The sequence below is a fragment of the Aliiglaciecola lipolytica genome (genome assembly GCF_018860635.1).
Lineage (GTDB): Bacteria > Pseudomonadota > Gammaproteobacteria > Enterobacterales > Alteromonadaceae > Aliiglaciecola > Aliiglaciecola lipolytica_A.
This window is the reverse complement of record NZ_JAHKPT010000009.1, coordinates 50,564-76,603: the sequence shown is the minus strand read 5'-3', so window position 1 is coordinate 76,603 and position 26,040 is coordinate 50,564. Positions and strand designations below refer to the sequence as shown.

The 26,040-nt window shown below is 41.8% G+C and carries 18 protein-coding genes; 9 read left to right on the top strand and 9 right to left on the bottom strand.

Features of this window, described 5'->3' with window-relative positions; genetic code table 11:
• Window positions 1-44: 44 nt before the first annotated feature.
• The gene (locus tag KO530_RS04045) at window positions 45-494 is read left to right on the top strand and encodes a cupin domain-containing protein (protein WP_216047118.1); all 450 of its coding nucleotides are present in this window, start codon (window positions 45-47) and stop codon (window positions 492-494) included.
• Window positions 495-600: 106 nt separating this feature from the next.
• Window positions 601-2,112, top strand: coding sequence for an Hsp70 family protein (locus KO530_RS04040; protein ID WP_216047117.1), 1,512 nt, complete (start codon window positions 601-603; stop codon window positions 2,110-2,112).
• 91 nt (window positions 2,113-2,203) lie between these two features.
• On the opposite strand, the gene ahr is transcribed toward KO530_RS04040, so the two are convergent.
• Window positions 2,204-3,205, bottom strand: a complete 1,002-nt coding sequence (gene ahr / locus KO530_RS04035) for an NADPH-dependent aldehyde reductase Ahr (protein ID WP_216047116.1) — start codon at window positions 3,203-3,205, stop codon at window positions 2,204-2,206.
• 184 nt (window positions 3,206-3,389) lie between these two features.
• Here ahr and KO530_RS04030 point away from each other — a divergent pair, with 184 nt between their 5' ends.
• A complete protein-coding gene (locus tag KO530_RS04030) occupies window positions 3,390-4,307 on the top strand; it encodes a LysR family transcriptional regulator (protein ID WP_216047115.1) in 918 nt (305 codons plus the stop codon).
• 19 nt (window positions 4,308-4,326) lie between these two features.
• Here the strand turns inward: KO530_RS04030 and KO530_RS04025 are convergent, their stop codons facing one another.
• The 5 genes from KO530_RS04025 to KO530_RS04005 form a co-directional block, all read right to left on the bottom strand.
• Entirely contained in the window at window positions 4,327-4,836 is a 510-nt protein-coding gene (locus tag KO530_RS04025; protein ID WP_216047114.1) for an NUDIX hydrolase, read from the bottom strand.
• Between the two features lie 145 nt (window positions 4,837-4,981).
• Window positions 4,982-6,049, bottom strand: a complete 1,068-nt coding sequence (locus KO530_RS04020; RefSeq protein WP_216047113.1) for a glycoside hydrolase family 43 protein — start codon at window positions 6,047-6,049, stop codon at window positions 4,982-4,984.
• A gap of 69 nt (window positions 6,050-6,118) precedes the next feature.
• A complete protein-coding gene (locus KO530_RS04015) occupies window positions 6,119-7,618 on the bottom strand; it encodes an MFS transporter (RefSeq protein ID WP_216047112.1) in 1,500 nt (499 codons plus the stop codon).
• Window positions 7,619-7,915: 297 nt separating this feature from the next.
• Window positions 7,916-9,580 (bottom strand): DUF3466 family protein, encoded by a 1,665-nt coding sequence (locus KO530_RS04010; RefSeq protein WP_216047111.1) that lies wholly within the window; start codon window positions 9,578-9,580, stop codon window positions 7,916-7,918.
• A gap of 132 nt (window positions 9,581-9,712) precedes the next feature.
• Complete coding sequence (locus KO530_RS04005) at window positions 9,713-11,221, bottom strand: DUF4397 domain-containing protein (protein ID WP_216047110.1); 1,509 nt, start codon at window positions 11,219-11,221, stop codon at window positions 9,713-9,715.
• 1,059 nt (window positions 11,222-12,280) lie between these two features.
• Between KO530_RS04005 and KO530_RS04000 the strand changes: the two genes are divergently transcribed.
• From KO530_RS04000 to KO530_RS03985, 4 genes are all read left to right on the top strand, one after another.
• On the top strand, window positions 12,281-15,109 hold the full coding sequence (locus KO530_RS04000; RefSeq protein WP_216047109.1) for a TonB-dependent receptor plug domain-containing protein: 2,829 nt from the start codon (window positions 12,281-12,283) through the stop codon (window positions 15,107-15,109).
• A gap of 32 nt (window positions 15,110-15,141) precedes the next feature.
• Complete coding sequence (locus KO530_RS03995) at window positions 15,142-16,743, top strand: peptidase dimerization domain-containing protein (RefSeq protein ID WP_216047108.1); 1,602 nt, start codon at window positions 15,142-15,144, stop codon at window positions 16,741-16,743.
• 104 nt (window positions 16,744-16,847) lie between these two features.
• Complete coding sequence (locus tag KO530_RS03990) at window positions 16,848-18,455, top strand: amidohydrolase (protein WP_216047107.1); 1,608 nt, start codon at window positions 16,848-16,850, stop codon at window positions 18,453-18,455.
• The gene (locus KO530_RS03985) at window positions 18,455-20,083 is read left to right on the top strand and encodes an amidohydrolase (RefSeq protein WP_252728819.1); all 1,629 of its coding nucleotides are present in this window, start codon (window positions 18,455-18,457) and stop codon (window positions 20,081-20,083) included. Before KO530_RS03990 ends, KO530_RS03985 begins: the two co-directional genes overlap by 1 nt.
• A gap of 175 nt (window positions 20,084-20,258) precedes the next feature.
• On the opposite strand, the gene KO530_RS03980 is transcribed toward KO530_RS03985, so the two are convergent.
• On the bottom strand, window positions 20,259-21,113 hold the full coding sequence (locus KO530_RS03980; protein WP_216047106.1) for a LysR family transcriptional regulator: 855 nt from the start codon (window positions 21,111-21,113) through the stop codon (window positions 20,259-20,261).
• Window positions 21,114-21,262: 149 nt separating this feature from the next.
• Here KO530_RS03980 and glyA point away from each other — a divergent pair, with 149 nt between their 5' ends.
• Complete coding sequence (gene glyA / locus KO530_RS03975; protein ID WP_216047105.1) at window positions 21,263-22,516, top strand: serine hydroxymethyltransferase; 1,254 nt, start codon at window positions 21,263-21,265, stop codon at window positions 22,514-22,516.
• 83 nt (window positions 22,517-22,599) lie between these two features.
• Here the strand turns inward: glyA and KO530_RS03970 are convergent, their stop codons facing one another.
• Both KO530_RS03970 and KO530_RS03965 read right to left on the bottom strand, forming a co-directional pair.
• Window positions 22,600-24,249 carry a SulP family inorganic anion transporter gene (locus KO530_RS03970; protein ID WP_216047104.1) on the bottom strand — a complete coding sequence of 550 codons (1,650 nt, stop codon included), beginning with the start codon at window positions 24,247-24,249 and terminating at the stop codon, window positions 22,600-22,602.
• A 19-nt stretch (window positions 24,250-24,268) separates the two neighbouring features.
• Window positions 24,269-24,913 (bottom strand): carbonic anhydrase, encoded by a 645-nt coding sequence (locus KO530_RS03965; protein WP_216047103.1) that lies wholly within the window; start codon window positions 24,911-24,913, stop codon window positions 24,269-24,271.
• A 168-nt stretch (window positions 24,914-25,081) separates the two neighbouring features.
• Here KO530_RS03965 and KO530_RS03960 point away from each other — a divergent pair, with 168 nt between their 5' ends.
• Window positions 25,082-26,023: a hydrogen peroxide-inducible genes activator gene (locus tag KO530_RS03960; protein ID WP_216047102.1), complete on the top strand. Its 942-nt coding sequence runs from the start codon at window positions 25,082-25,084 to the stop codon at window positions 26,021-26,023.
• The last annotated feature ends 17 nt before the right edge of the window (window positions 26,024-26,040 follow it).

Below are 26,040 nucleotides of genomic sequence, written 5' to 3'. Positions count from 1 at the left end.
ATTAAAGTTTATACTGGCTAATATCTAGAATAGGAGCATATCAGATGGAGTCGAGATCTATAATTAAACATGCGAGTGACGAAAACTGGTTAGCTGTTCTAGGGATGAGACTAAAGTTTTTATGCACCGCTGAAGAAACTAACGGCCGTTACTCCAGTATGCTCAATACCGTCCCTAAAGGGCTAGGCGCGCCTCCTCATTCACATCCTTGGGACGAAAGCTTCTATGTTTTACAAGGGCGAGTTGAACTGCGTTTAGGTGACACAATCACGCGAATGAATCCTGGTGACTATGCCTTGGTTCCGGCTAATCACGTGCATGGATTTACTGGTTTATCAGATGAAGAAGGGTTGCTCATTACGTTTGAATCTCCCAGTCATTCCCATTCGTTCTTTCAGGAAATTAACGATCGCGTAAAAACCATGCCTGATGATCTGTACAAAATGCCAGACATTGGTGAGCGCCATAAGGTCACCTTTGTTGAAGGGGGTTAAATAAATCTCTGTATTTGGATAACGTTTAAGTGACAAACAATAGATGAACAATAACGCATTTTACATTACAATCCGCGACTTTATTTTTCACTAGTGTTGGACTCAAATGGCAGCGATTGGTATAGATTATGGCACCTCAAATTCCGAGGTAGTTTTTTTTGATGGTAAGAAACACCAATTTATCAAACTTGACCCTGATCTTGATGCAGCTAATAAGATTCGATCCTCAGTCTTTATTTATTATGAAGACGATTTACCCTTGCCACCCATTGGAATTATTGAAGCAAAAGTCGCGCAAATTAAACGTGCGGTAAATGACCAGATTGAAAAAGCCAAGCAAGGTTATTACGAGGCTGTCGATCCAAGAGAACAGCGAATTTACAGTGAAAAAATAGACGACTTGCGAGGTGAATTACACAACCTGCCAGCCTTGCAACGCAAAGCTATTCAGCTGTTGCTAAAAGACATGACCGTGCAAGATTTATCCTTACAGCAACTCGTTGAAACAGGCAAATTCGCATTCGGTGAAGAGGGTTTTAAACGTTATTTAAAAATGCCGGAAAAGGGGCGTCTTATTTATTCACCCAAGAACTTTTTGGGAGCCACCTTGATTGCCGGTCAGCAGCAAGCATTCGTCGGCATTATAGCGAAACAATTGGAATTCTTTCGCCTAAGTGCTGAAAAACAATTACAAACTTCTGTGGATACAGCGGTTATTGGAAGACCTGTTAAGTTTCACGGTACTCGAGGCGACGCTGGAAACAATCAAGCCATTGAAATTATGACCCAAGCGGCGCAAAAAGCAGGCTTTAATCAAGTTGAATTTCTCGAAGAGCCCATTGCCGCGGCATATCAAATTGAACGAACCCTAGATAAACCAACCAATGTGCTGGTGGTGGATATTGGCGGTGGGACGACCGATGTGTGTTGCATTAAATTATCCCCTGAAAAACGTGCAAACTTAGATCGTCAGCAAGATGTATTGGCTGTAACAGGAACCCGCTTAGGGGGGATGGAATGTGACAAAAACCTGATTGTGAAATCTATTGCACCGACTATGGGTCAGGAGCTATTAACGCAAAATGGTTTACCGATTCCACCTACTTACTTTTCTGATATGTGCGCGGTTGATGACATTGCGAAACTTAATCGGTTTTTCTCTGAAGATTATGGGTTAGAAATCGCACAAACCATGTCTATTACCAAAGATCCGAGATTGTTGGAAAGGTTGTTGATAGTACAAGAACAAAAATTGTCAGCTAGACTTGTCAACTCCTCGCGTTTAGCAAAAGAATTGCTATCTTCTAAAGATGAAGTGACTCTGCCACTGCATTACATTGAGCCAGATTACGATGTTAATATTACTCTGACTGACTTGAATCGCTCGATGCAAACTTGGATGCGCAGAGTGAAACGTTTAGTCACTCAGTGTTTAGACAATAGCAGTGAGCCCCCTGAAATGTTGTTTATTACAGGCGGTATGAGTTTGTCACCGATTGTCAGAAAAGAACTGCAAGAAGTGATGTTACCTCACCTGCCCGTGATGGAAGGGGATGCTTTTAATTCAGTCTGTGAGGGGCTGGCAATACAAGCCAGTAAATTAGCGCAAACTAATTAATTGAGTAATGCGTGTTTATTTAGAATATTGAGCAATCTACCACCACAACTTTGTCGTGGCGGTAGATTAACCCAAGGTATCAAGGTTGCTATTAGTGCTGCAATACGATGCGGTAATGAGGTTTACCATTGCGTAATCTGTCAAGGGCCTCATTGACTTGGTCGAATGGGAAATATTCAGTTATTGGCTCAACTTTATGCAGGGCTGCAAAATCTAACATCGTTTTGATTGTCGCTGGGCTTCCAACTGGCGATGAAGATACTGAGCGCTGACCGGCCATTAATGGGAACAAGCTTAAATCTAGTGGTTCTGTTGTCGCTCCAACAAAATGCAAACGACCCTTTGGCGCTAGCGTTGCCACATAAGCATTCCAGTCAAGTTTTACATTTACCGTCGATATAATTAAGTCAAAGCTGCCTGCTGCTGCTTTTAACTCTTTTTGTGAACTGCTATTGAGCACTTTGTGTGCGCCCAGTTTTATTAGCTCGTCTTGTTCTTTAGTATTGCGAGTAAAGGCTGTCACTTCGCATCCCCAAGCATTCAGAAATTGCAAAGCTAAATGACCCAGTCCACCAATGCCTATCACCGCAACTTTGTCTGTTGGTTTGATATCGAATTGTAATAAAGGATTAAATACCGTGATGCCACCACAAAACAATGGCCCGGCGCTTTTTGGATTAATATTATCTGGCAGCGCCACAACTGCACTTGCTTGAGCGCGCACACGATCAGCAAATCCGCCATGTCGACCACCTAATGTCAGTTCAGCCGATGAACATAGGTTATGGTCGCCAGACTGACAGGTTCTGCAAGTATTGCAATAACCTGATTGCCAACCTAGACCAACCCGTTGACCTACTTTCAATGAGCTAACGTTTTCACCTACAGCGTTAATAATTCCAACAACTTCGTGTCCAGGAACGAAAGGATATTGGGTAAAGCCCCACTCATTGTCTAACATGCTTAGGTCACTGTGGCAGATACCGCAAGACTCAACGGTAATATCCACGTCATCGTGCTTCAAAGGACCTGGATCGTATTCAAACTTTTCTAATTTGTCTCCAGCGGCATTAGCTGCATACGCTTTAATCATTTTAATTCCTCGCATTTAAGTGGTTATTGCCCAGTAAACGGCATCGATGAGGCTATTTTATGGATTTATTAAGAAGTGACAATCCATTGAAAAGAAACTCTGAGTTTCCAATATGGAAACAATGTTGTAAAATCTTCGAAAATAAAATTCCTAAATCAGTTGATTAAGCTTTGAAGATATCTAAATGACGAATAATCAGGTAATCGATTTAAAACTGTTACGACATTTTGTGGTAACTGCGGAAACGCTGAGTTACACCGAAGCGGCTAATATACTTAACGTAACCAAGTCTAAGTTGAGTAAGGATATTGCTAAACTCGAAGGGGAGTTGGGCAGTAAAGTGTTTGAGCGCTCTTCTCGCGTTGTGCGTTTATCTGAAACTGGGAAAATTCTTTATAGCCGCGCTCTGGTGCTGTTAGAAGACTCAAATCATCTGTTAAATGATATCAAAACACTGAATAGTAGTGTGTCAGGAAAGCTAAGTTTAGCTGCACCTCCGGCTTTGGGAAGGGTATTAAGCAATAGTCTTTTTCCTAACTTTTTGAAAGATTGGCCTCAAGTTAGCCTAAGCCTTAAACTTTCTTACGAATATGAAAATTTATTTAAGGAAGGCTTAGATTTGGCATTTCGGATGGGCAAGAATCAAGATGAAAACCTGATTCAACGGCAAATCGGTAAAGCAAATAGAGTATTAGTAGCCTCGCCTAATTATCTTAAACACCATGCAATCAAAACCGTTAAAGACTTAACGTCGTGTAGAAGTGTTCAATTTTTTGAACCAACACAAAACACATGGACACTGCAAAATGGTGAAAAAACTGAATATGCATCCGTTCCTGTGGCATTTCAATGTGCTGATTTTGTAGCGGTTTTAAACTGTGTGAAAAATCACTTAGGGATTGCTCAGTTGCCTTGGTTTTTAGTTCGTGATGGGATTAAGTCTGGTGAATTACGGCAGGTTTTGCCTGCATGGGTAAGTCCCAGTTTACCCATTTATATGGTTTATCGACAAGGTTTTAACAAACCCAATAAGCTCGCCGAGTTCCTAAGTTACATTGAAGCTCATAAATCCATGTTTGATTTAGAATTTATGAGCTCATGAGACAGGAAAAAATACGCTTTTAGCTTGCACTTATAAATTTAGCAACAGCATTGGCTAACGATGGGAATGCGATTGCACTGACATCAACATCTTCTATTGCTATCCATTTAGCTTCCAGTATTTCAGTTTTTTCTAAGTGTATCTTCGGTTTTTCGTTTAGCTCACAAACAAACGCGCTATCTATGGTGTTGTAATTGATATTTTTATAAAGATATTGATTCGGAAAAGAGCATAAATACTGCCACTGTGACGGAGCAATAGATACATTTAACTCCTCCATTAATTCTCTACTTAATGCTTGTTCTAAAGTTTCATGGAAATCCACAAAACCACCCGGTAGATCGAGTTTTCCTTTACAGGGATGCTTAGCACGAACTGTAAAAAGTAACTCGTTGTGGCAACTTATAATTGCGCCAACGCCACCGGCGGTGTTATGAAAATAAACAAAGTCACAGTTGGCACATTTCCAGTATCGCTGACTTACAAAACTAATCTCGGTACTTTTACATTGAGGGCAATGTTTAAACATGTTCTGGCTTTTTCGTTGTTGAATGTATTTATTGCCGATTTTACACAAAATGTGGCGACAAGGTGGAACTCATACGCCGTTTCGTTTGTATATTCGAATCAACATTATTTACTTGCGATAGCCGACTGTTTTGTTGTTGAGAGGTTTATTCATAGGCCTGTAATGGTAGAATTTTACCTTCACTATCGTGTATTAATTCTGACATTTTTACACAGCGTAAATGGGTTTGGCCGCCTGATAAGGTACTGTCATGATAAAACAAAAACCACTTGTTGTTGTATTGCACTATGGAGTGATGATTGGTCCAACCCAATACAGGGTTGAGAATGACCCCTTGATAAGTAAATGGGCCGTAAGGGCTCTTTCCGGTGGCATAAACTATTTTATGGGTGTCGCCTGTTGAATAAGAAAAGTAATACTGCTGATTATGTTTGTGTAACCATGATGCTTCAAAAAAACGTCGTTGGTTATCGCCTGCGCGCAGTAGTTTGCCGTTTTCATCATAAATAAGTATATCCTTGGGCGATTCAGCAAGGGATAACATGTCGTCAGATAATTTGGCGACTAACGGAGCGTAAGCAGGTTGATCATCGGCAGGGTAGATATCCCTTGGATGGAATTGACCATCTCGCCAGTTTTGTAGTTGTCCTCCCCAAATTCCTCCCCAATACAAATAGTAACTACCATCGTCATCTGCAAACACCGCAGGGTCGATACTGTATGTGCCTTCAATGTAATTATCTTGCGCCGTGAAAGGGCCTGTTGGACTGTCACTAACGGCAACACCAATACGAAAAATACCGTCGTACGCACGAGCCGGAAAATAAAAATAATAGCGCCCATTTTTTCTGGTTGCATCAGGTGCCCACATTTGCATTTGAGCCCAAGGCACATCCTCAACACTCAAGGCAACACCATGATCTGTCGCCTCAAAGGTATCCCTATCTAACGACAATACATGGTAGTCCCGCATAGCAAATTGTTCACCGTTATCATTTATCTCAGCGTCGGTTTGAATGTCGTGGGAGGGATAGATATAAATTTTACCATCGAATACATGGGCAGAAGGATCTGCGGTATAAATATGCTCTACTAATGGTCGGTGTTTCGGCTGTAAAGATTGTGCGCGAGCCAAATCTTGTTGCTGTTTGCTCTGCGCGTCACTCAATTCAATTTCGAGTGGACTGAGAGGCTGCTCATTGTGGTTGCTCATGAAGGCTCCAAATAGCGATACATATTCGTTTTCGATTGTATGTTGAATGACCCCGAACCGGCTATTTGACTAGCCTCGGGATAGTTTGAGATCAGCTTCGATACGCTGTTCCATCTTCTTGTTTATCTCATAGAAAAATAGGCATCCACAGCCGAGTAAGAAAGGTATGGCGGCATAGATACTCACTGCAGTTTTAATTCCATTAATTGTGTCTGGAGCTTGTACCACCAAGTCTGCGTTGTAGTGATAATAGGCCAAGATGCCTGCCACTAACGAACCGCCTATTGCCAGCCCAGCCTTGAGACCAAATAACATAGCTGAAAAGACAATTGCCGTAGCTCGACGATTATTTTTCCATTCAGAGTAATCGGCCACATCGGCAATCATTGCCCATAAAATTGGGGTGGTAATGCCGTAGAAAAAACCATGAAAAATTTGCGAGCCAAACATCAAGGCGATAGATTCTGGCGAGTAAAAATAGAAAAACAGCACGAACAACGTGGATAAAAACAATGCACAACCAAATACATCGCGTTTGCCAAATCTGTCTGCTAGTGGCTTAGAAAAACCAATTCCAATTATCATAAAAATGATGCCACAGGCGTTAAAAATACTGTTGCCTGATATTGCCGTGTCCTTAGGCCATTGGAACTCAGCCAATCCGGCATTGGTTAATAAGCTGTTTAGCCCTGCAATGAGATTGTTAAAACCGATATTCTGGTGAAATTGAGCAAGGTGGGCTTCGTCAACATAATTTTGGAAATAATAGATATACATGCCGCCTTTAAGGGCAAGGGTAATAAAAACAAGAATAGTGAGTATCAACATAATCACCCAAGGTTTGTTTTTTAATAGATCAACAATGTCTTGTTTTATCGATGATTTTTGTTCGACTTTGGTGATGACCCTTTCTTTTGTGGTGATAAAGGTGATGAGGAAAAACACGATTCCCACAATTGAAAATATCATCATGGTATTTTCAAATCCCACCGCTTTGTCACCATCACCAAGAATAAGTACTAAAGGCAGTAACAAAACCTGAATAATAAATTGCGCGATCATAACTGCAACAAAGCGATAAGCTGACATACTATTGCGCTGTTTCATGTTGCCAGTAATGACGCCACTTAGTGCAGAATAAGGCAAGTTATTAGCGGAATAGACTAGTACTAAGGCGATGTAGGTAATAAACGCATATAACACCTTACCTTCGGGCGCAAAGTCAGGAGTTGTAAAAGCCAATAAGGCTAAGGTTCCAAAAGGGATGGATGTCCATAATATCCAAGGTCGATAACGGCCCCAGCGGGTTTGGGTTCTATCGGCAATAATTCCCATAACCGGACTGAAAAATGCGCCAATCATGCCGCCAGTGAAAATGATCATGGTTGCTGTTTGTGCTGGAATTTTGTAAACGTCGGTATAGAAAAAAGCAATAAAGGTAACAAAAGTTTGAAATATCAGATTGGCAGCTAAGTCACCTAGGCTGTATCCAACTTTCTCTACTACCGATAATTTGTCAGCAATAGGTGCTTTGTTTAACGAGTCTTCTGTTAGGTCGATATTATTCATATTTTTATAATTCTTTTAGTTACCGCTTAACTATGGAAAGTAACAGGTAAATCAGTACCTATCTAGCGAACAACTTAAAACACTAAGGCGAGATTAAAAAAAGTAAAAGATGTAATTAAAAAGTTAAAGAGAAATGAGGTGGGAAGCTCACAGGTCTGGATAAATTAGCACTGGGAGCTTGGTTAGCACTTTTAATGTTGTTAACGATGAGTTGATTTTGCGCAAGTAATAACAGATTGTTGACGGTTATAAAGAGCCTGCTGCTTAGGGATTTAAGCCTGCAGGCTAGGGTAAGTTTTACAGTTGTTTTGTACGAAATAATCTAATTATTGCCAATGGAGTAATGATTAATAACCAGAATAAACTGCCGCCTTGGCGCTCAACTTCCGCTTCTAGTGCATCACAATTATCTATAGAGCCGCCTGAAATTGGTTCTAATTTTACCGCCACATAATGGGTGGTTTCAATTTCAGCGCCATAATCATCATAGATAATCTCGCCAGATAGATTGCGACTCGCCTCTGTTACTGTGGCTGTGGCAACAATGGTATTGTCATCGTTGATGCCGTGAACTTCTACGATGTTGTACTCGCTATTACATTCAAGCAAAGTATTTATCTCATTGAAAAGGTCATTTCGATAATCGTATAGAAAAGCGCCGGTACGACTTGTACCCGAAGTGGTGAGTTCCGAATCTCCGTATCCGATAATCATATTTTGATTATTGATATCAGTAGCATAGCTATTGGCAGTCGTATAAAAATCATCTGGGTATTCGGTGACGTCAGCATCCACATCGTGAACAAAAAACTTATTGACTAAACTGCCTTGAACTAACTTTGAAGCATAACCTACCACTATGTTGTCATTATTAATTGCCGTAGCAGAACTGGAATAAACGCTCTCATCTTGGTTAATTGTAGTGACTTCATCATCTATATAAATAGCCGCCGATGTAATAAGGGTTGTGGTATCTAAGTAGTAATCAGGGGATTCTCCCACGGCAACCCCATAATCATTGATTGCTACCGCTGTGCTGCTATATACGGTTTCATCACTGCTATCGGGTTCGATTAGCATGGGTAAAACATAAGTGTCAGTTACGCTCCCGCGTTCATCTACTTGCCATATAATTCCTCGGCGTTGTGATATTGTGGTGACGCTGCTGTTCAGTTCAATGCTCAAGCTGCGTAAACAGGATTCTTCTGGCACATCAGCACGTACTTCATCATCTGCACAGTCTTCTACACTTTGCGCAAACTCATCTGATACCAACTCAGTGGTTCCATAGCCAACAACTTGGTTACTATCATTTATGTCGAAGGCGTAACTTAGACCGCCAGCCGTGGTGTCAGGAGGAGGCAGGGCAACTGTATCGCCATCAATATAGGCAAAACCTCTGACATAAAAGTCATTTAGTACATAGGTAACATCGTCAATATCTTCATTGATATAATCGAGGGTGTAAAATCCGTCAAAACCGTATCCTACGGCATAACCAAAGTCGTTAATCCCTTGCAGATCGACAAAGGTACTATTGCTATAGTCATCAGTGGAGGAATCAACACTGTCAAATCCGTGTAACTCTTGACTGTCTGACTCGGTGGCTATAAAGCCGTTTTGTGTGGAAATTTGTTGGTATAACTGGTTCTCAGCGAAAGATTGAATATAGCTATATAGAAATGCGTAGTCATCATCATTGAAATCACCTACTTTTGCTGATTCTACGTCTGTCAAATAACTAGACAATGAATCGAAGTCGAGTAGCGATATGTCTATCGGTGGATTATATTTAGTCACGAGATTGACGGTGACCTCACCAATACTGTTAATGTCCGTGGGAGACGAATTCTCTCCTAATTCGGCTACTGGTAATTCTACTACTTTGTATTGCGCCCCATAGACCTTAAAACCCAATAATAAGGAGCAAGACAGCGCTAGTACAAGTCGGATTGTTTTCATTGAATTTCCTGTTTACTGCTTTTTAGCTACGCTCACATGCAGATTTCACGCATCTCTTATGGCAGGCACAATTAAATTGTGCCTGCACTTATAAAGGAATTACGGTAATTTTACTTGCGAGGAGTTGTCAGATTACTCGTCAGATTTTTGGTTAACTAAGGTCATCTCATAACCTGAGGGCATAGACTCATTTTCTGCGAATATCAGAAATTGCTCAACACTGTCTTCATCTAATGTCATCGTTAAGCTGTCCATTATGACGTCGGTACCGTCTATAGTGGCAATGGCGAAAATATCGTAGGTATTATTGAGCAATGAAACTGAACCACTGCTGGTTTCTAAAACTGATAATTTACTTTCAGCCGTTGATATTATTTCGTCGCTCAATACAAAGTAAAAAGTCACACGGCTAAAGTCATCAGAATCAGACAAGTTAACCACTTTGATACCATGACTATAGATACTTGAGCTGTTGCTTTTGGTAATTGTGAGTGATTTTATGGTGGCTTCGTAACCGTCTACAACACCATCACTATTTTCATCGATGTCATCATCTTCGTCATCATCAATAGGATCAACTTTGCTATAAATGAAGATAGTACTGTCAGCATTTTCTTCAAGGCTTAACAAGGCATCACTAATAAAGGTGTCTTCGGTATAAGTGTCCAATACATCAAATCCGTAATCGCCATTTGCAGTGGTTGTTGAAGTACTGAATTCCCCAGTGGCTAAACCTTCTATCAATACCTCTGAATCATCATTTAATTTGACATCAATATTCATGTATCCACGATAGTTAGGTAAATAATCGGATTCATCAACACCGTTATAAAATCCAAAGGAGGCTTCTGAGTCCACATCATTTAATAGGGTCACGCCGTTGGTGCCAATGCTATCGATAGCAAAAGGTGAAGAGCCAACCCCAACATTTTCTCGTAATACAATGACATACTGGCTCACGGTGGTATACGACTGATCCGTAGAGGTATAGATAACCTCGTCACTGCCAGCTTCGGTGATGTAGAAAATATATTGATCTTGATCCATTTTTATATTTTCAGACAACTCGGTATAACTGCTGCTAGTCACAAATACCGCTTCGTTAAAAGTTTCATTATCTGCAGACATATATACGTCAACATATTGGTAGTCAGGGTGCAGATTTAAGAACCTAAGGTTAAACAAGTCATCGTCGTCGTCATCATCGTCATCGACTACCGCAATATCAAACTTCAGCACCTCGGGATCTCTAATATCACCAGTCATGGCAAGAAAAGTGATGCTGTCAGAATTGATACTTAATTGCTCCTGATAGACCATTTCCAGATCGCTTCGATCACTACTTTCCTCATCTTGCCAAGCTAATTCAACGTAGTAGCTTCCAGTGTCCAACTCATTGTTTGCGCTTACCTCAGCAAATTCTACGGCGCTATAAGTAAGCTCTACTTCATCGTCATCATCATTGTCTAAATCTTCATCCACAGTGAGGTAAACCCCAGGTGCATTAGTCGATGCATTATAGAATTTAATGTAACCGGAACTTTCGTCGTCACTGCCACAGCCTGCTAAAACGAATAACATTAAACCCAAACATACCCAAGGGTAATTCGTTAATTTAAGGGGTGTACTACTGAACTTCATGGAATCTCCACTTTAATTATTGTTAGGAAAAGTGAGGTACTGATCAAAGCTGTCATGTTTCTCACAATGGCGATTCGGACTGATTTTAATTTCATTTAGTTCAGCGCAAAGAGGCGTCTTTACAGAAACTTTACGTTGTAAATTGTTTTGTTACGGATCGAAGAAAAAAAACATTCAAATAGATAAAAAGATGTTTTGCTTGTTTTAACTAACGATATCTAGCAAATCGGCAAGGAATCACTGTCTGGGAATTTATTTGAATAGCAAAAAGTCAATTCATCCAGCAACCTTTGTGATCATGCTTGATGCCAACAACATTGAAAATCGAATGGGCGAGTCTGTTGGTAATCAATTTCAAATTTGAATGGCAACTGTTCAATTCGCTAAATGTTACATATTCCAAATTGGTGCAACCCCAATTGGTGCCGAATAGCTATTCACTTTTTGGTGCGTTATTAATCATATCAGCTCGCCTAAAACTAGCTCTACTGCGCATTTTGTTTAGTTTTGGAGTGAATCTAGGATGGTGAGTTGTTTATTGCTTTTTGTTACTAATAAACCATTTTTAGAAAAATTCATCATATTAAATGTCATAAATTAGGATGATTATAATTTGATATTGGGTAGAAAAGTCCGCAAATGCCTAATTAATACCCGTAATTCTATTTAATTGCATCGAAATAGTGCGAGTTCGAAATTTGCATAAATGAAGTTTATTTTTGCATAAGTTATTTTAATCAAAATTTAAAAATATTAATTTTTCTTATCTGACCTGGAGATTTCTAATAAGATTTTCTTATATGTTACAGCCTGTAAATAAGATGTTTTTATGTTTTGCAAGTGTTTGTAATCACTAGGTTTTTTTACGTGCATTTTCACTTAATTTTTAGCTTCCCCAAAATTAATTCAATAATAATTTTTTAAATCAAGGTTTTAGGTATGACTTGTGCTTTTAACTCATCGCAACTGTAACGACGTGAAAATGCATTTATGTTTTGAGTCGCAAAAAAATCAGCAAATAAAAACAACTATTACATCCTTTGTACAGGAGAAGAACACATGAAAAGCCCCATTAAATCAAAAACGCATAGAGTCACCTATCTGGCTACATTGATTTCTAGCATGTTGGCAGTGAACACCGCTCTTGCTCAGGAAGCAGCTAGTGAATACGACAGTTTGAGTGAGGATTCCAAGTTGGAATCGATACAAATTACAGGATCACGGGTAGCAAGGGACGGTTATGATACGCCGGCACCAGTGACCATAATGACCCAAGATGACATTAATGCTTACGCTCCAGGAAGTGTGGCGGAATTTGTCAATACTTTACCTTCTGTTACTGGTAGTAGCACGGCGTCTACTTCTTCAGGATCACTGAGTAACGGTGCTTCGGGTATCGCCGCATTGAACTTAAGAGCCTTAGGTGTGGGTCGTACCTTGGTACTATTCGACGGTCAGCGTAACGTTGTTTCTGCATCAACAGGTGAAGTTGATACTAATACATTCCCTCAATCCCTAATCAAAAATGTTGAAGTAGTAACCGGTGGTGCGTCATCTGTTTATGGTTCTGATGCAATTAGTGGGGTTGTGAACTTTATTCTAGATAAAGAATACACAGGTTTTAAATCTCAAGTAGAGTACGGCGAAACCACTTACGGAGATCGTGAAAACGGTAAAGTGGTTCTGACTTACGGTACTGAATTAGCTGATGGGGCAGGGCACTTGTTATTAAGTGGTGAGTATTTCTCTGCTAACGGTATTCATTACACCACCCGCGACTGGGCTGAAAGAGGTTATGTTGGGATGATCAATCCTGATACTAGCGAAGGCGCTCCGTTTTACTTAGTAGATGAAAACATCGGTATTTCTAACTATACCCCCGGTGGTTTAATTGCCGATGGCCCACTTGCGGGTACTTATTTTGGTGTCGATGGCGCTGTTAATCAATTGGCTTACGGTGACGTATCTGGTCAGTGGATGCAAGGCGGTGATTGGCAATATACTTCTTCAGGTATGGTCGGAACCAATTCTTTAGCTGCCGATGAAGAGCGTAAAAACTTGTTTGGCCGCTTAAGCTATATGCTGGGTGAAACTGAGGTTTATCTGCAAGGTTCTTATGCTGAATATGAAGGTTTAGCTTACTACATTAACCCCACGTCTAAAGGCGTTACTATTTATGCTGACAACGCATTTTTACCAGGTGCTGTCGCAAGTCAAATGGCCGACCAAGGGCTAGAAAGTTTCAGCTTAAATACCAGTAACGTTGATATGCCAGCATCGGGTGCTAACAACTTACGTGACACCACTCGAATCGTTTTAGGTGCCGACGGTGAATTTGAAATGGGCGGCAAATACTTTAGTTGGGATGCCTATTATCAATACGGTAAAACCAACACTGATGAGCACATGACTCCAACCTACAATTCTGCGCGCTTAACTCAAGCCACAGATGCTGTTGTAGATTCTGCTACTGGCGAAATTGTTTGTCGTTCTACCTTGACTGATCCAAGCGATGGTTGCGTGCCATTGAACCGCTTTGGTGTTGGTGTAGCGAGTGACGAAGCATTAGATTATGTTTTAGGTCGCCCTCGTCGTGAGCAAGAGTTTATTCAAAATGTTGCTGCGATTAACTTTAGTACTGGTGACTTTGAGGGATGGGCAGGCCCAATCTCTGTCGCTTTTGGTGCTGAGTACCGTAAAGAAGAAATGGATGGTTATGTTGAAGAACAGTATCAAACTGGCTGGAAATACGGTAACTATAAAGTCACTCAAGGCGATTACGATGTTGTTGAAGCCTATGTTGAAACATTAGTTCCAATTACCGATGATTTGGATTTTAACGGTGCAGTTCGTTATACCGATTATAGTACCTCTGGTGGCGTAACCACCTGGAAAGCAGGTTTAACCTATCAACCAATTGAAGATGCAACTATACGTTTAACCAAGTCTCGCGATATTCGTGCGCCCAACTTGAGTGAGTTATACGCTGCAGGTACTGCCCGTAGTAACTCTGTCACTATCGATGGTGCTTCTGTACCTATGATCCAGAATCTTCAAGGTAACCCAGATGTTAAGCCAGAAGAAGCTGATTCTTGGGGAGTTGGGGTGATTTTGCGTCCTAGTTTCTTAGAAAACTTCTCTGCCGCAATTGATTATTATGATGTGGAAATTGACGGTATTATCAGCTTCGTAACGGCTGATTCAACGGCTGAATACTGTGTTGAGTTTGGTGTGCAAAAATACTGTGACAACATGATTTATGATGAATCAGGAACACTACAAACGATCAACCTTTTATACGACAACCTAAACGTTATGACCGCTCGCGGTATCGATTATGACTTAACCTATTCTTTTGATTTAGGTGATTTGTCCTCAGATGCCCCAGGTAGTGTCAAACTGCGTTTCTTAGCCACTAACTACCTAGAAAATATAACTGATAACGGCGTAACTGCGATTGATTCCGCTGGTTCAAATGCTTCAAGCACTCCTGATTGGAAATACCGCGCATCAGTTACTTACACATTGGAAGATATGACCTTTGATCTTACTGCTCGTGGTGTGAGTGATGGCGTATTGAGTAATGCGTACATTGAATGTACTTCAAGTTGCCCTGAGAGTATCGCGCCAAACTATACTATCAACGACAACAGCGTTGATGGCGAAGTTTACTTTGATTTATATGCAGCTAAAACCGTTACCTTTAGTAATGACGCAGAAGCTGAATTTTATCTATCGATTCGCAACATGTTTGATACTGATCCTGCCGATGTAGCTTACCCCGCTTTCCAAGGTTCAGAAAACCGCCCAGGTTATTTAGAAACAAACCGTGGTTTATATGACGTATTGGGTCGTCAGTTCAAAGTTGGCTTTAGAGTCGAAATGTAATGAACAAAAAGTTAATCAAAAAGGACAAAAGCATGTTTAAACGCACAGTTTTAAACACCGTAATTGGTTTAACCATGGCGTCTATTGTTGGGTCTGCCGCTGCTTTCGAAGATATGTCTCAGGTTGAGCGTATGGAAGCAAAAATGACACTGATTGATGCAGTAGGTGCTAAAGCTAAACAAGCGCAGGTCATGAACGACATGATCTTCAGTTTCGGAGAGCTAGGGTTTCAAGAATTTGAAACCTCTGCTTACCTGACCAAAATATTGGAAGACAATGGATTTACTATCGAACGCGGTATTTCCGGTATTCCAACTGCTTGGATGGCAACCTGGGGAGATGGCGGACCTGTCATCGCTCTAGGTTCAGATATTGATGGCATTCCTAAGGCTTCTCAGAAGCCTGGGGTGGCTTATCACGATCCTATTATTGAAGGTGCTCCTGGCCATGGTGAAGGCCATAACTCAGGCCAGGTCGTTAACATCCTTGCGGCGTTAACGGTGAAGGAGTATATGGAAAAAAATGACATCGACGGCACCATTAAAATTTGGCCTGGTGTGGCTGAAGAGCAGTTAGGGACTAAAGCTTATTACGTCCGTGACGGCTACTTTAAAGATGTTGACGCAGTATTGTTTTCACATGTATCTAATAGTTTCAGCACGAGTTGGGGTGCCGGTCGTGGAAACGGTCTAGTGTCAGTGCAATATGACTTCTTTGGTGAATCAGCGCACAGTGCTGGCTCTCCTTGGCGCGGTCGCAGTGCATTGGATGCTGTAGAATTAATGAGTGTTGGGGTGAACTATCGTCGTGAGCACTTACGTTTATCACAACGTATACATTCTATTATCGTTGACGGTGGTGACCAACCCAATGTTGTGCCCTCTAAAGCAAGTATTTGGTACTTCTTTAGAGAGACAGATTTTCCACATATAAAATCCTTGTGGGAGATTGGTGACAAAATGGCGGAAGGGGCTTCTCTTATGAGTAATACCTCTTGGTCATCTACTGTGTTAGGTTCAGCCTGGCCACAGCATATGAACAAAGCCATAGCTGAAGATGCTTACGAAAATATCAAAATGGTGGGAATGCCTGATTGGTCTGCTGATGATATTGCTCTGGCTAAAGCTTTACAGTCTGAAATTGGCGTTGCGCCAGAAGGTCTGAAAACCGAACTCAATCCGTTATTAGACCCACCCGATCCTGCCAAACTTACAGGCGGTGGCTCAGATGACATTGGTGATATTTCTTGGCAAGTACCAACAATAACCTTGCGTTATCCAGCTAACATCCCTAATTTGCCGGGTCATAACTGGTCTAACTCAGTCGCTATGGCAACCCCAATCGCGCATAAAGGAATAGTGGCTGGGGCAAAAGCTCAAGCCCTAAACTTATTCGATTTGTTGACTAACAGTGCATTGATGGATGAGGCGTGGGACTACTATAAAAATGTGCAGACCAAAGAAGACAAATATACTCCTTTGTTACGTCCAGAAGATAAGCCCGCCATTCATTTAAACAAAGAAATTATGGCGACGTACAAATCTGAACTGGAAAAGTACTACTACGATCCTGACAAATACGATACCTATCTCGAACAATTAGGTATCGAATATCCTACCGTTAAAAAGCCGTAAAACAAGTCATTCATTGGCAGTGGTAACGCTGCCAATGAAAATTTTGTTCGAACAGTAGTGATCTTCATTAATCACTATTAGCAAAGGTCTCGGAGCACATCAACATGTTAAATTTCAGTACAAAGAATTTCACCAAAAAGACAGGCATAGTATTGCTTGGCTTAATTTTTTCACAAGGCGCATTCGCCACCACTTTCACCGAAGCACAGCGCGAAGCAGCAAAAGAGCAGGTTGTCGCTGCAGTCGATAAAAACGCAAAACTTGCGCAAGTCATGAACGACATGATTTTTTCATTCGGGGAACTTGGTTTTCAAGAGTTTGAAACATCCGCTTATCTCACTAATCACTTAGCTGAACAAGGTTTTAAAATAGAAAAGGGTATTGCTGGTATTCCAACAGCATGGGTCGCGACCTGGGGGTCTGGTAAGCCCGTTATTGCATTAGGGACAGATTTGGATGGCATTCCTAAAGCATCACAAAAACCCGGTGTGGCTTATCATGATCCTATCGTCAAAGGCGCACCCGGCCATGGCGAGGGGCACAATTCCGGCCAAGTCGTTAATATTCTTGCCGCCATGGCATTAAAAGAATACATGTCTGAAAACAATATAGAAGGCACTATTATGCTGTGGCCTGGGGTAGCTGAAGAGCAGCTTGCCACTAAAGCCTATTATGTGCGTGAAGGTTATTTCGACGATGTAGATGCGGTTCTTTACTCTCACGTTGGAAACCGTTTTGGTACCTTCTATGGCAATCCATTTTTCTCAGGTATGGTGTCAATTCAATACAATTTTTATGGCGAATCTGCCCACAGTGCTGGAGCGCCTTGGCGCGGCAGAAGTGCATTAGATGCTGTTGAGCTGATGAGCGTTGGTATTAACTATCGTCGAGAACATCTACGCATCGCACAGCGCACCCATTCTGTTGTTGTAGACGGTGGCGATCAACCAAACGTAGTGCCTTCTAAAGCAACTTCTTGGTACTATTTTAGAGAATTAGACTATCCACATGTGAAAGCACTTTGGGAAGTGGGTGATAAGATTGCCCAAGGCGCAGCGTTGATGACTAACACCACGTGGGATTCTACGGTGATGGGCACAGCATGGCCAGGTCATTACAATAAACCTATGGCAATGCGAGCGTTTGAGAATATCCAAAAAGTGGGTATGCCTGAATGGTCTGAAGCTGATATTACCCTTGCCAAATCACTGCAAAAAGAGATTGGCGCGCCAGAAACTGGTTTACCGTCAGACGTTATGCCAATCGTTGCGCCACCTGATCCTAAAACTATGACCGGTGGTGGTTCTGATGATATGGGTGACATATCTTGGGTAACCCCTTCAATGTGGTTGTCATATCCATCGAACATTCCTAATTTGCCCGGACATCATTGGTCAAATGCGGTAGCAATGGCAACGCCTATTGCTCACAAAGGCATAGTTGCCGGAGCAAAAGCCCATGCAATGACCATGATCGATTTATTCACCGACCCTGCGTTAATGGCTGAAGTGAAAGATTATTTCGATAATGTACAAACCAAAGATACTAAGTATCAATCATTCTTACGTGATACCGATGTGCCGCAAATTCATTTGAATAAAGAGATCATGAGCGAGTTTCGTGAACAGATGAGACCTTTTTATTACGATCCTGAAAAGTATGACACTTACCTAGAGCAATTAGGTATTGAATACCCAATGGTGAAAAAATAATGAAAAGTCGCTTTATCTCAAAATTTCTGAACCGCAAAACACCGACAACCTTGAGTGTGATGGCAATTTTAATTGCTGGAATCAGTCAAAGTACGGCGGCGAGTTTAAGTGACAGCGAGCGTCAAGCGGCTAAAGATCAAATTGTGGCTAAAATCGATAGCCAAGGGAAGTTAGCGCAAGTTATGAATGACACGCTATATTCCTTTGGCGAGTTGGGTTTTCAAGAGGTGGAAACCTCGGCTTACCTTACTCAGTTTCTAAGCGAACAAGGTTTTACCGTTGAAACGGGCATTTCTGATATTCCTACTGCATGGATAGCAAAGTGGGGTTCAGGGAAGCCGGTCATTGCTTTGGGGACTGATTTAGATGGCATCCCAAAAGGCTCTCAGAAGCCGGGTGTTGCTTACCATGCACCTATTGTTGATGGGGCGCCTGGTCATGGTGAAGGCCATAATTCAGGCCAAGTAGTGAATATCATTGCTGCATTGGCGCTGAAAGATTATATGACTGAACATGCAATCGAAGGCACTATTATGCTTTGGCCAGGGGTCGCTGAAGAGCAACTTGCTACCAAAGCTTATTATGTGCGTGACGGTTATTTTGATGATGTCGATGCGGTGCTTTACTCCCATGTAGGCAGTGGTTTTGGAACTTTTTATGGTGAAGTCGGCATGTCTGGCTTGGTATCTATTAAGTACAATTTTTACGGTGAATCGGCCCATAGCGCAAGTGCTCCTTGGCGAGGTAAAAGCGCTTTGGATGCAGTAGAGCTGATGAGTGTTGGTATGAATTACCGTCGAGAACATTTACGTTTGGCACAACGAATTCATGGGATTACGGTAGATGGCGGAGACCAGCCTAATGTCGTGCCTTCTAAAGCCTCAGCTTGGTACTATTTTCGTGAAATGGATTATGACCACATAAAAGCATTGTGGGAAGTGGGTGATCAGATAGCCGAGGGTGCTGCAAAAATGACTGACACCAGCTGGGATTCAGTTGTTATGGGAACGGCTTGGCCAGGTCATTTTAATAAACCTATGGCACTGCGTGCTTATGAGAATATTAAAGCAGTTGGCATGCCTCAATGGTCTGCCGATGACATTACCTTAGCAAAAGCGGTACAGATTGAAATTGGTGCCGATGCTGTGGGGTTGCCTAACAACATAATGCCGATTCGCGAGCCCATCAAACCCAGAGTACCGACCGGTGGCCCATCTGATGATGTAGGTGATGTCTCTTGGAGTGTACCTACAATCTTTATGTTGTATCCATCTAATATTCCTAATTTGCCAGGTCATCATTGGTCTAATGCCGTGTCGATGGCTACGCCAATCGCTCATAAAGGTATTATTGCGGGAGCGAAAGCCCACGGGATGACCATGATCGATCTATTTACTGATCCGCAGTTAATGAAAGAGGTGTCTGACTACTTTACCGATGTACAAACGAAAGAGGTTAAATACCAGTCGCTATTGCGCAAAGATGACAAACCGCAAACTCAGCTAAACGAGGAGATTATGCAGCGTTATCGAGCGAAAATGCGGGCTTATTACTATGATGCGGATAAATATGAAACTTATATGGACCAGCTTGGTGTGAAATATCCAACAGTTAAAGCTAAACCCTAGTTAGGTCTGATATGAAAGTGTGGTAGATAAATAATAATAGCAATTTGTGTTCGTGTGTGTGCTCCCTAGAGCAATTTCCAGCACCCAAGGTTTACCTTGAGGTGCTGTTTTTTTAGATAATTACTTTTAATCTGCGATCATCATCAACTTTCATCAAGCTAAATACTCAGTTTGTTTAAATCGCCAGTTGTGCAACCATATCTTTGGCCAGTAACTCAATGGCTTCGGAACGCACTTTCTGTGGATTCAACAAGCATACGCCAATGTAACCTAAATCAGGTAAATCGGCTTGCGGTGGCAACACAAAAAGGCCGGGTGGCACTGTGCTTCTTGCTAATACAGTGATGCCTAAATCTTCGTTAATTGCCGCCTGAATACCGTTTAAATCGGAGATGGTATACACAATTTGCCACTGTTTTTTGCACTTGCCTAAAACATTCGTTGCCCGTTTGCGATAAATGCAAGGGGCGGGGGCTGCAATAAGCGGAAGTTTATTTGGCACTTTATTAACGTATCTTTGGCTGCCCACCCAAACTAACTGATCGGTAATGATAAAACCTTCCTGATCAGGATCGGGTTGTTCCTGTAGGGATAATATTAGATCAAATTGACTTTTAAGGGGCTCACAAACCAAGTCTTTGCTTAGCGCACAATGCACTTCTAAGGAGACTTCCGGGTAAGTGTGGGTAAATCGGCGAATTATCTTAGGCATCAAAGTTGTGGAGAACTCACTTGGAATTCCCAATTTGATGTTTCCGCTGACTTGAGGTTTACCAAATTCGGCCATTGCCTGATCATTTAGCATAAGTATTTTCATGCCAAATTCTAATAGCTTACTGCCGGCTAACGTTAGGGTAAGTCGATTCCCTTCACGCAAAAAAAGTTTTTCACCAACAACTTCTTCAAGTTTTTTTATCTGCAAACTGATAGCAGGTTGCGTGCGTTTAAGCCGCTCTGCGCACATGGTATAGCTGCCTGTTTGCGCAATAGTCACAAATGAACGTAGAAAATCGATAGATAAATTTTTCATGGCTTCACTCCTGTAAAGTGGGGTGGCATTTTTTAGTTTATGCCTTATTAAAGCCATATTAAAATCTTATGAGCTCATATTTATTATTAATTTTATTTATTGCCTGTGTAGTTCTAGCATAGAGTTTCTGGAAAGGCAATGGACATATAATGATGCAACTAAATAACCCGTTAAAAGCTGTAGACTCTGAGATTTTCGATGTAATCGAAGATGAAGAAAAACGACAAGAAGCGCATATCGAATTGATAGCTTCAGAAAACTATACAAGTAAAGCGGTGATGGAAGCACAAGGTAGCGTGTTAACCAATAAATATGCTGAAGGCTATCCTGGCAAACGTTATTACGGTGGATGTGAATTTGCCGACAAAGCGGAAACGTTAGCAATCGAGCGTGCTAAACAACTATTTGCAGCAGACTACGCGAATGTACAACCGCATTCTGGTTCGCAAGCAAATGCCGCTGTTTACATGGCACTACTTAAGCCCGGCGATACAATTTTAGGTTTAAGTCTGGATCACGGTGGTCATTTGACCCACGGTGCAAAACCGAATTTTTCTGGAAAGTTATATAACGCGATCCAATATGGTTTAAATACTGACAGCGGTGAAATTGACTATCAACAAGTGGCTGAATTGGCGCAAGAGCATCAACCTAAAATGATTGTTGCAGGATTTTCTGCTTATTCCCGTGTGGTTGACTGGCAGAAATTCAAAGATATCGCACAAAGCGTTGGTGCCTACTTGTTTGTAGACATGGCCCATGTGGCAGGTTTGGTTGCAGCGGGTCTGTATCCTAATCCTGTGCCAATCGCAGACGTAGTTACTACTACTACTCATAAAACCCTTCGTGGCCCCCGTGGTGGCTTAATAGTGTGTAAGTCAAACCCTGAACTGGAAAAGAAGTTTAACTCTTTAATTTTCCCCGGTATTCAAGGTGGCCCATTAATGCACGTAATTGCCGCAAAAGCTGTGGCGTTCAAAGAAGCATTAGCCCCTGAATTTACGACTTACCAACAACAAGTGATTGATAATGCGCGGGCGATGGCTGATGTTTTCTTAAAACGTGGTTATGGTGTGGTTTCTGGTGGCACTGACAATCATTTATTTTTAGTGGATTTAATTGCCCGAGGAATGACAGGAAAAGAAGCTGACGCGTTGCTTGGTTCGGTGAACATTACCGTTAACAAAAATACCGTGCCCAATGATCCACAATCACCTTTTGTGACCAGTGGAATTCGCATTGGTACGCCGGCAGTGACCTCTAGAGGGTTTAAAGTTGAGCACGTAACCGATTTGGCAAATTGGATATGTGATTTATTAGATAATCCTGAAGACGCTAGCATGAGCGAAAAAGTTAAGGCTAACGTTGCTCAACTTACCGCTAAATTTCTGGTATACGGATAAACAAAAAAAGCGCTGGATCCAAAGGATGCAGCGCTTTTCTATTATTTACCTTTAAGGTTAAGTCTAATTATCCTGCTGTCAGCCTATTGAGCTCCTGCTAACTTTGTAGAATTAGATAACGCTTTAGGTGAGTTGGCGTCTTTATTAATAATTTCGACTGCATATTCCAATGCGCCCAGCAAATTATCAAAAGACTCAACGTCTGTTTGCGCGGCATTAATTCCTTTCAACACCTTTTTAATCGCATCATTAGCACCACAAATAATCAACTTTCTACCAGCACTTTTAGCATCGGTGGCAACCGTTTCAACTGCCATCCCCGCGGATACATCAACTGTGGGGACTCGGGTAAAGTCCATGATTAATACCTGTGAACCTGGTTTTACTTTGTCACGCACATGGTGTCCAACATCGGCCGCAGCACCAAAGCTAAGCGGTCCGCCGAAACTAAAGATACTTACTCTACCGTCAGCTTGTTTAAGTAGCGCATTTTCTTTAGGGTCGTTCAGCGTGTCGGGGATTTTCTTTAAATCTTCGATCTGTATTTGAGCGATTTGACGAACAAATGCCAATGCCGCCAATACAACACCCACACCCACAGCTGTGACAAGGTCAACAAATACAGTTAGGCCCAATACAAGAATCATCAATGCAAAGTCCCAACGAGGACCATTATGAGCTCGTTTTAGGTAACTCCAATCAATAATATCCAGACCTACTTTCACCAATAACCCAGCTAAAACTGCATGGGGGATACTCGCGGCAAGTGGGCTTAATCCTAGCACTACAGCAAGTAATACAAGGGAGTGAACCATCCCAGAGATTCGGGTTTTACCACCGGTTCTGATATTTACAACAGTACGCATTGTTGCGCCAGCACCAGCAATACCACCAATTAAGCCAGCAACCGTATTACCTATACCTTGACCAATAAGTTCTTTTTTACTGTCATGGCGAGTACGAGTCATGTTGTCAGCCACCAAAGAGGTTAACAAGCTGTCTATGGCCCCCAAAATAGCAAGTATGAAAGCGGCTTCTAAGATTAGAAAGAATTGGCTTTGTTCGTAAACCGGCAGATGCAAACTCGGTAGTCCGGTAGGGATATTACCTAGTGCTGGTACGTTGGAAAAAGCAAAGCTTGCTAGCGTTCCAATTACCAGTGCCGCTAATGGTCCAGGTATGTATTTACCTAAAGTTGGCGGCCATTTGTAAGCGATGAGTAAGGTACCTATACCTAATATCAAAGTGGCAATGTTAATGTCTGCCAAAGCTGTCGGAATATAGCTTAATGCACCAATAGTCCCGCTTGGAGGCTCATGCCCCAACAGTCGACCGAGCTGGAGAATAATAATAATTGCGCCAATTCCAGTCATAAAACCAGAAATTACCGGGTAGGGAACCAATCGAATGTATTGACCGACCCCTAATAAACCAAACACAATTTGGAAAAGGCCAGCTAACATAACAGCCGTAAAAATTAACGCAGCATCACCAGATAAACTGGCAAAAAGACCCGCTAACACTACTACCATCGGACCCGTTGGACCTGATATTTGTGAAGGTGTTCCACCAAACAGGGCGGCAAAAAAGCCTAAGGCAATAGCACCATAAAGGCCTGCCATTGGCCCTAAACCTGAGGCGACACCTAAGGCTAAAGCTAGTGGAAGAGCAACAATACCAGCGGTAAGACCGCCGGTAATATCACCCTTCAAATTGGATAAATCTAGTTTCATATAAGTACCCTGTATGTCTTTACGCTATAGACAATTTGGCTTCGGTTTGTGTCTGGCCCAATGGTGTAAACTTAGCGCTTTGTGGATCATAACTAAGGACTTGACCGCTTTCGATATTGTAAACCCAGCCGTGCAGTTTCACTTGACCGGTGGCTAACTTGGCCGCAACAGATGGGTGAGTACGAAGATGTTGTAATTGTTGTACTACATTCTCTTCAGTTAACTTTTCCAAATGGTCCATACATAGGCTGCCATATTTTTCTTTGACTATTTCCGACGCACAGCGACTATGGGATAACCATTCTTTTACGTGGGGTAATCCATCAAGTTTTTCAGGGTACAAAGCACCTTTCATTGCGCCACAATCAGAGTGTCCACAGACGATAATATGTGAAACACCTAACGCTGCTACTGCAAATTCAATGGATGCGGTTATTCCGCCGGTGACATTGCTGTGAGGAGGGACAATGTTGCCCGCATTACGACAAATGAAAAGTTCACCAGGTTCAGTTTGAGTTAATAGATTTGGATCAATGCGCGAATCGGCGCAGGTAATAAATAATACTTCAGGGTTTTGCCCATTCGCTAACTTTTTAAAAGTTGCTTTCTTATCAGGAAAGACTTCTTTTTGAAATTTAGCAACACCAGAAATTACGTGGTCCATGAAAGTCACTCCTATAAAATGTTTAAAAATACTTGTTACGAATTGAACAACGTTTTTAGTTTTACCTGATAGACAGATAGAAGTATACTTGTTGTCGCGATAGCTTTTTGCTATCAGTGATCTCTAAGAGAACTCCATGAGAACTCATTAATACCAACAGGTTACAAAATGACTACAGACAATAAATATCCCTCCATAAATCAACTAAAATACTTTGTGGCAGTCGCCAAAAGTTTGAGTTTTCGACGCGCTGCACAATCGTTGGGAATCAGTCAACCTACTTTAACCACACAAGTTCAAACCCTTGAAAAAAACATGAACTTGAGTTTATTTGAACGCAATCGAAGCGGCACTTTACTGACCCCTCAGGGGAATACTTTACTTGCGCTTGCAGAAGAGGTTTTACGCGCAGGTCAACGTTTTAACGACACTGCACGTGAACTCATTGATGGAGCCTCAACTACCTATCGCTTGGGCGTTCCGCCTACGTTGGGACCCTATTTGTTACCATTTGTATTGCCTGAATTACATCGGCGTTTTAGTCAATTAAAATTCTACGTGCGAGAAGAGTTTCCGCAACAGTTGGAAGAAGGTTTACTTAACGGCCAATACGACCTAATTATATCACCGTCAACTCATGAATCCACGCAATTCATCGTTTCTGAGCTATTTACAGAACCGCTAAAGTTGGTCATGCCTGGAGATCATCCTTTGGCAGGTCAAGAGTTTGTAAAACCCTCTGATGTGCAAGGTGAAAAGGTGCTGACGTTAGAAGGTCACCATCACTTCCATCATCAAGTTCAAACTATTTGTGCTCAAATTGGTGCACAGATGTATCGGGATTACGAGGGCACAAGTTTAGATACGCTCAGACAAATGGTCGTGATGGGAGTGGGTGTCGCTTTTTTACCTGGGCTATATGTGCACTCTGAATTACATCGTCCAAATGAACTTCATGTGTGTGAGTTGTTAGACACGCCAATTACTCGTGTGCAACATTTGATTTGGCGAAATACCGCGCCAGGTCGAGTATTCTTTCGCGAACTTGGGCAATTTTTTAGAGAGATTGTCGCTGAAAAACTCGCCAATGCGGTCTACGTCAAAAAGTGACAGTATTGGCTAACTTG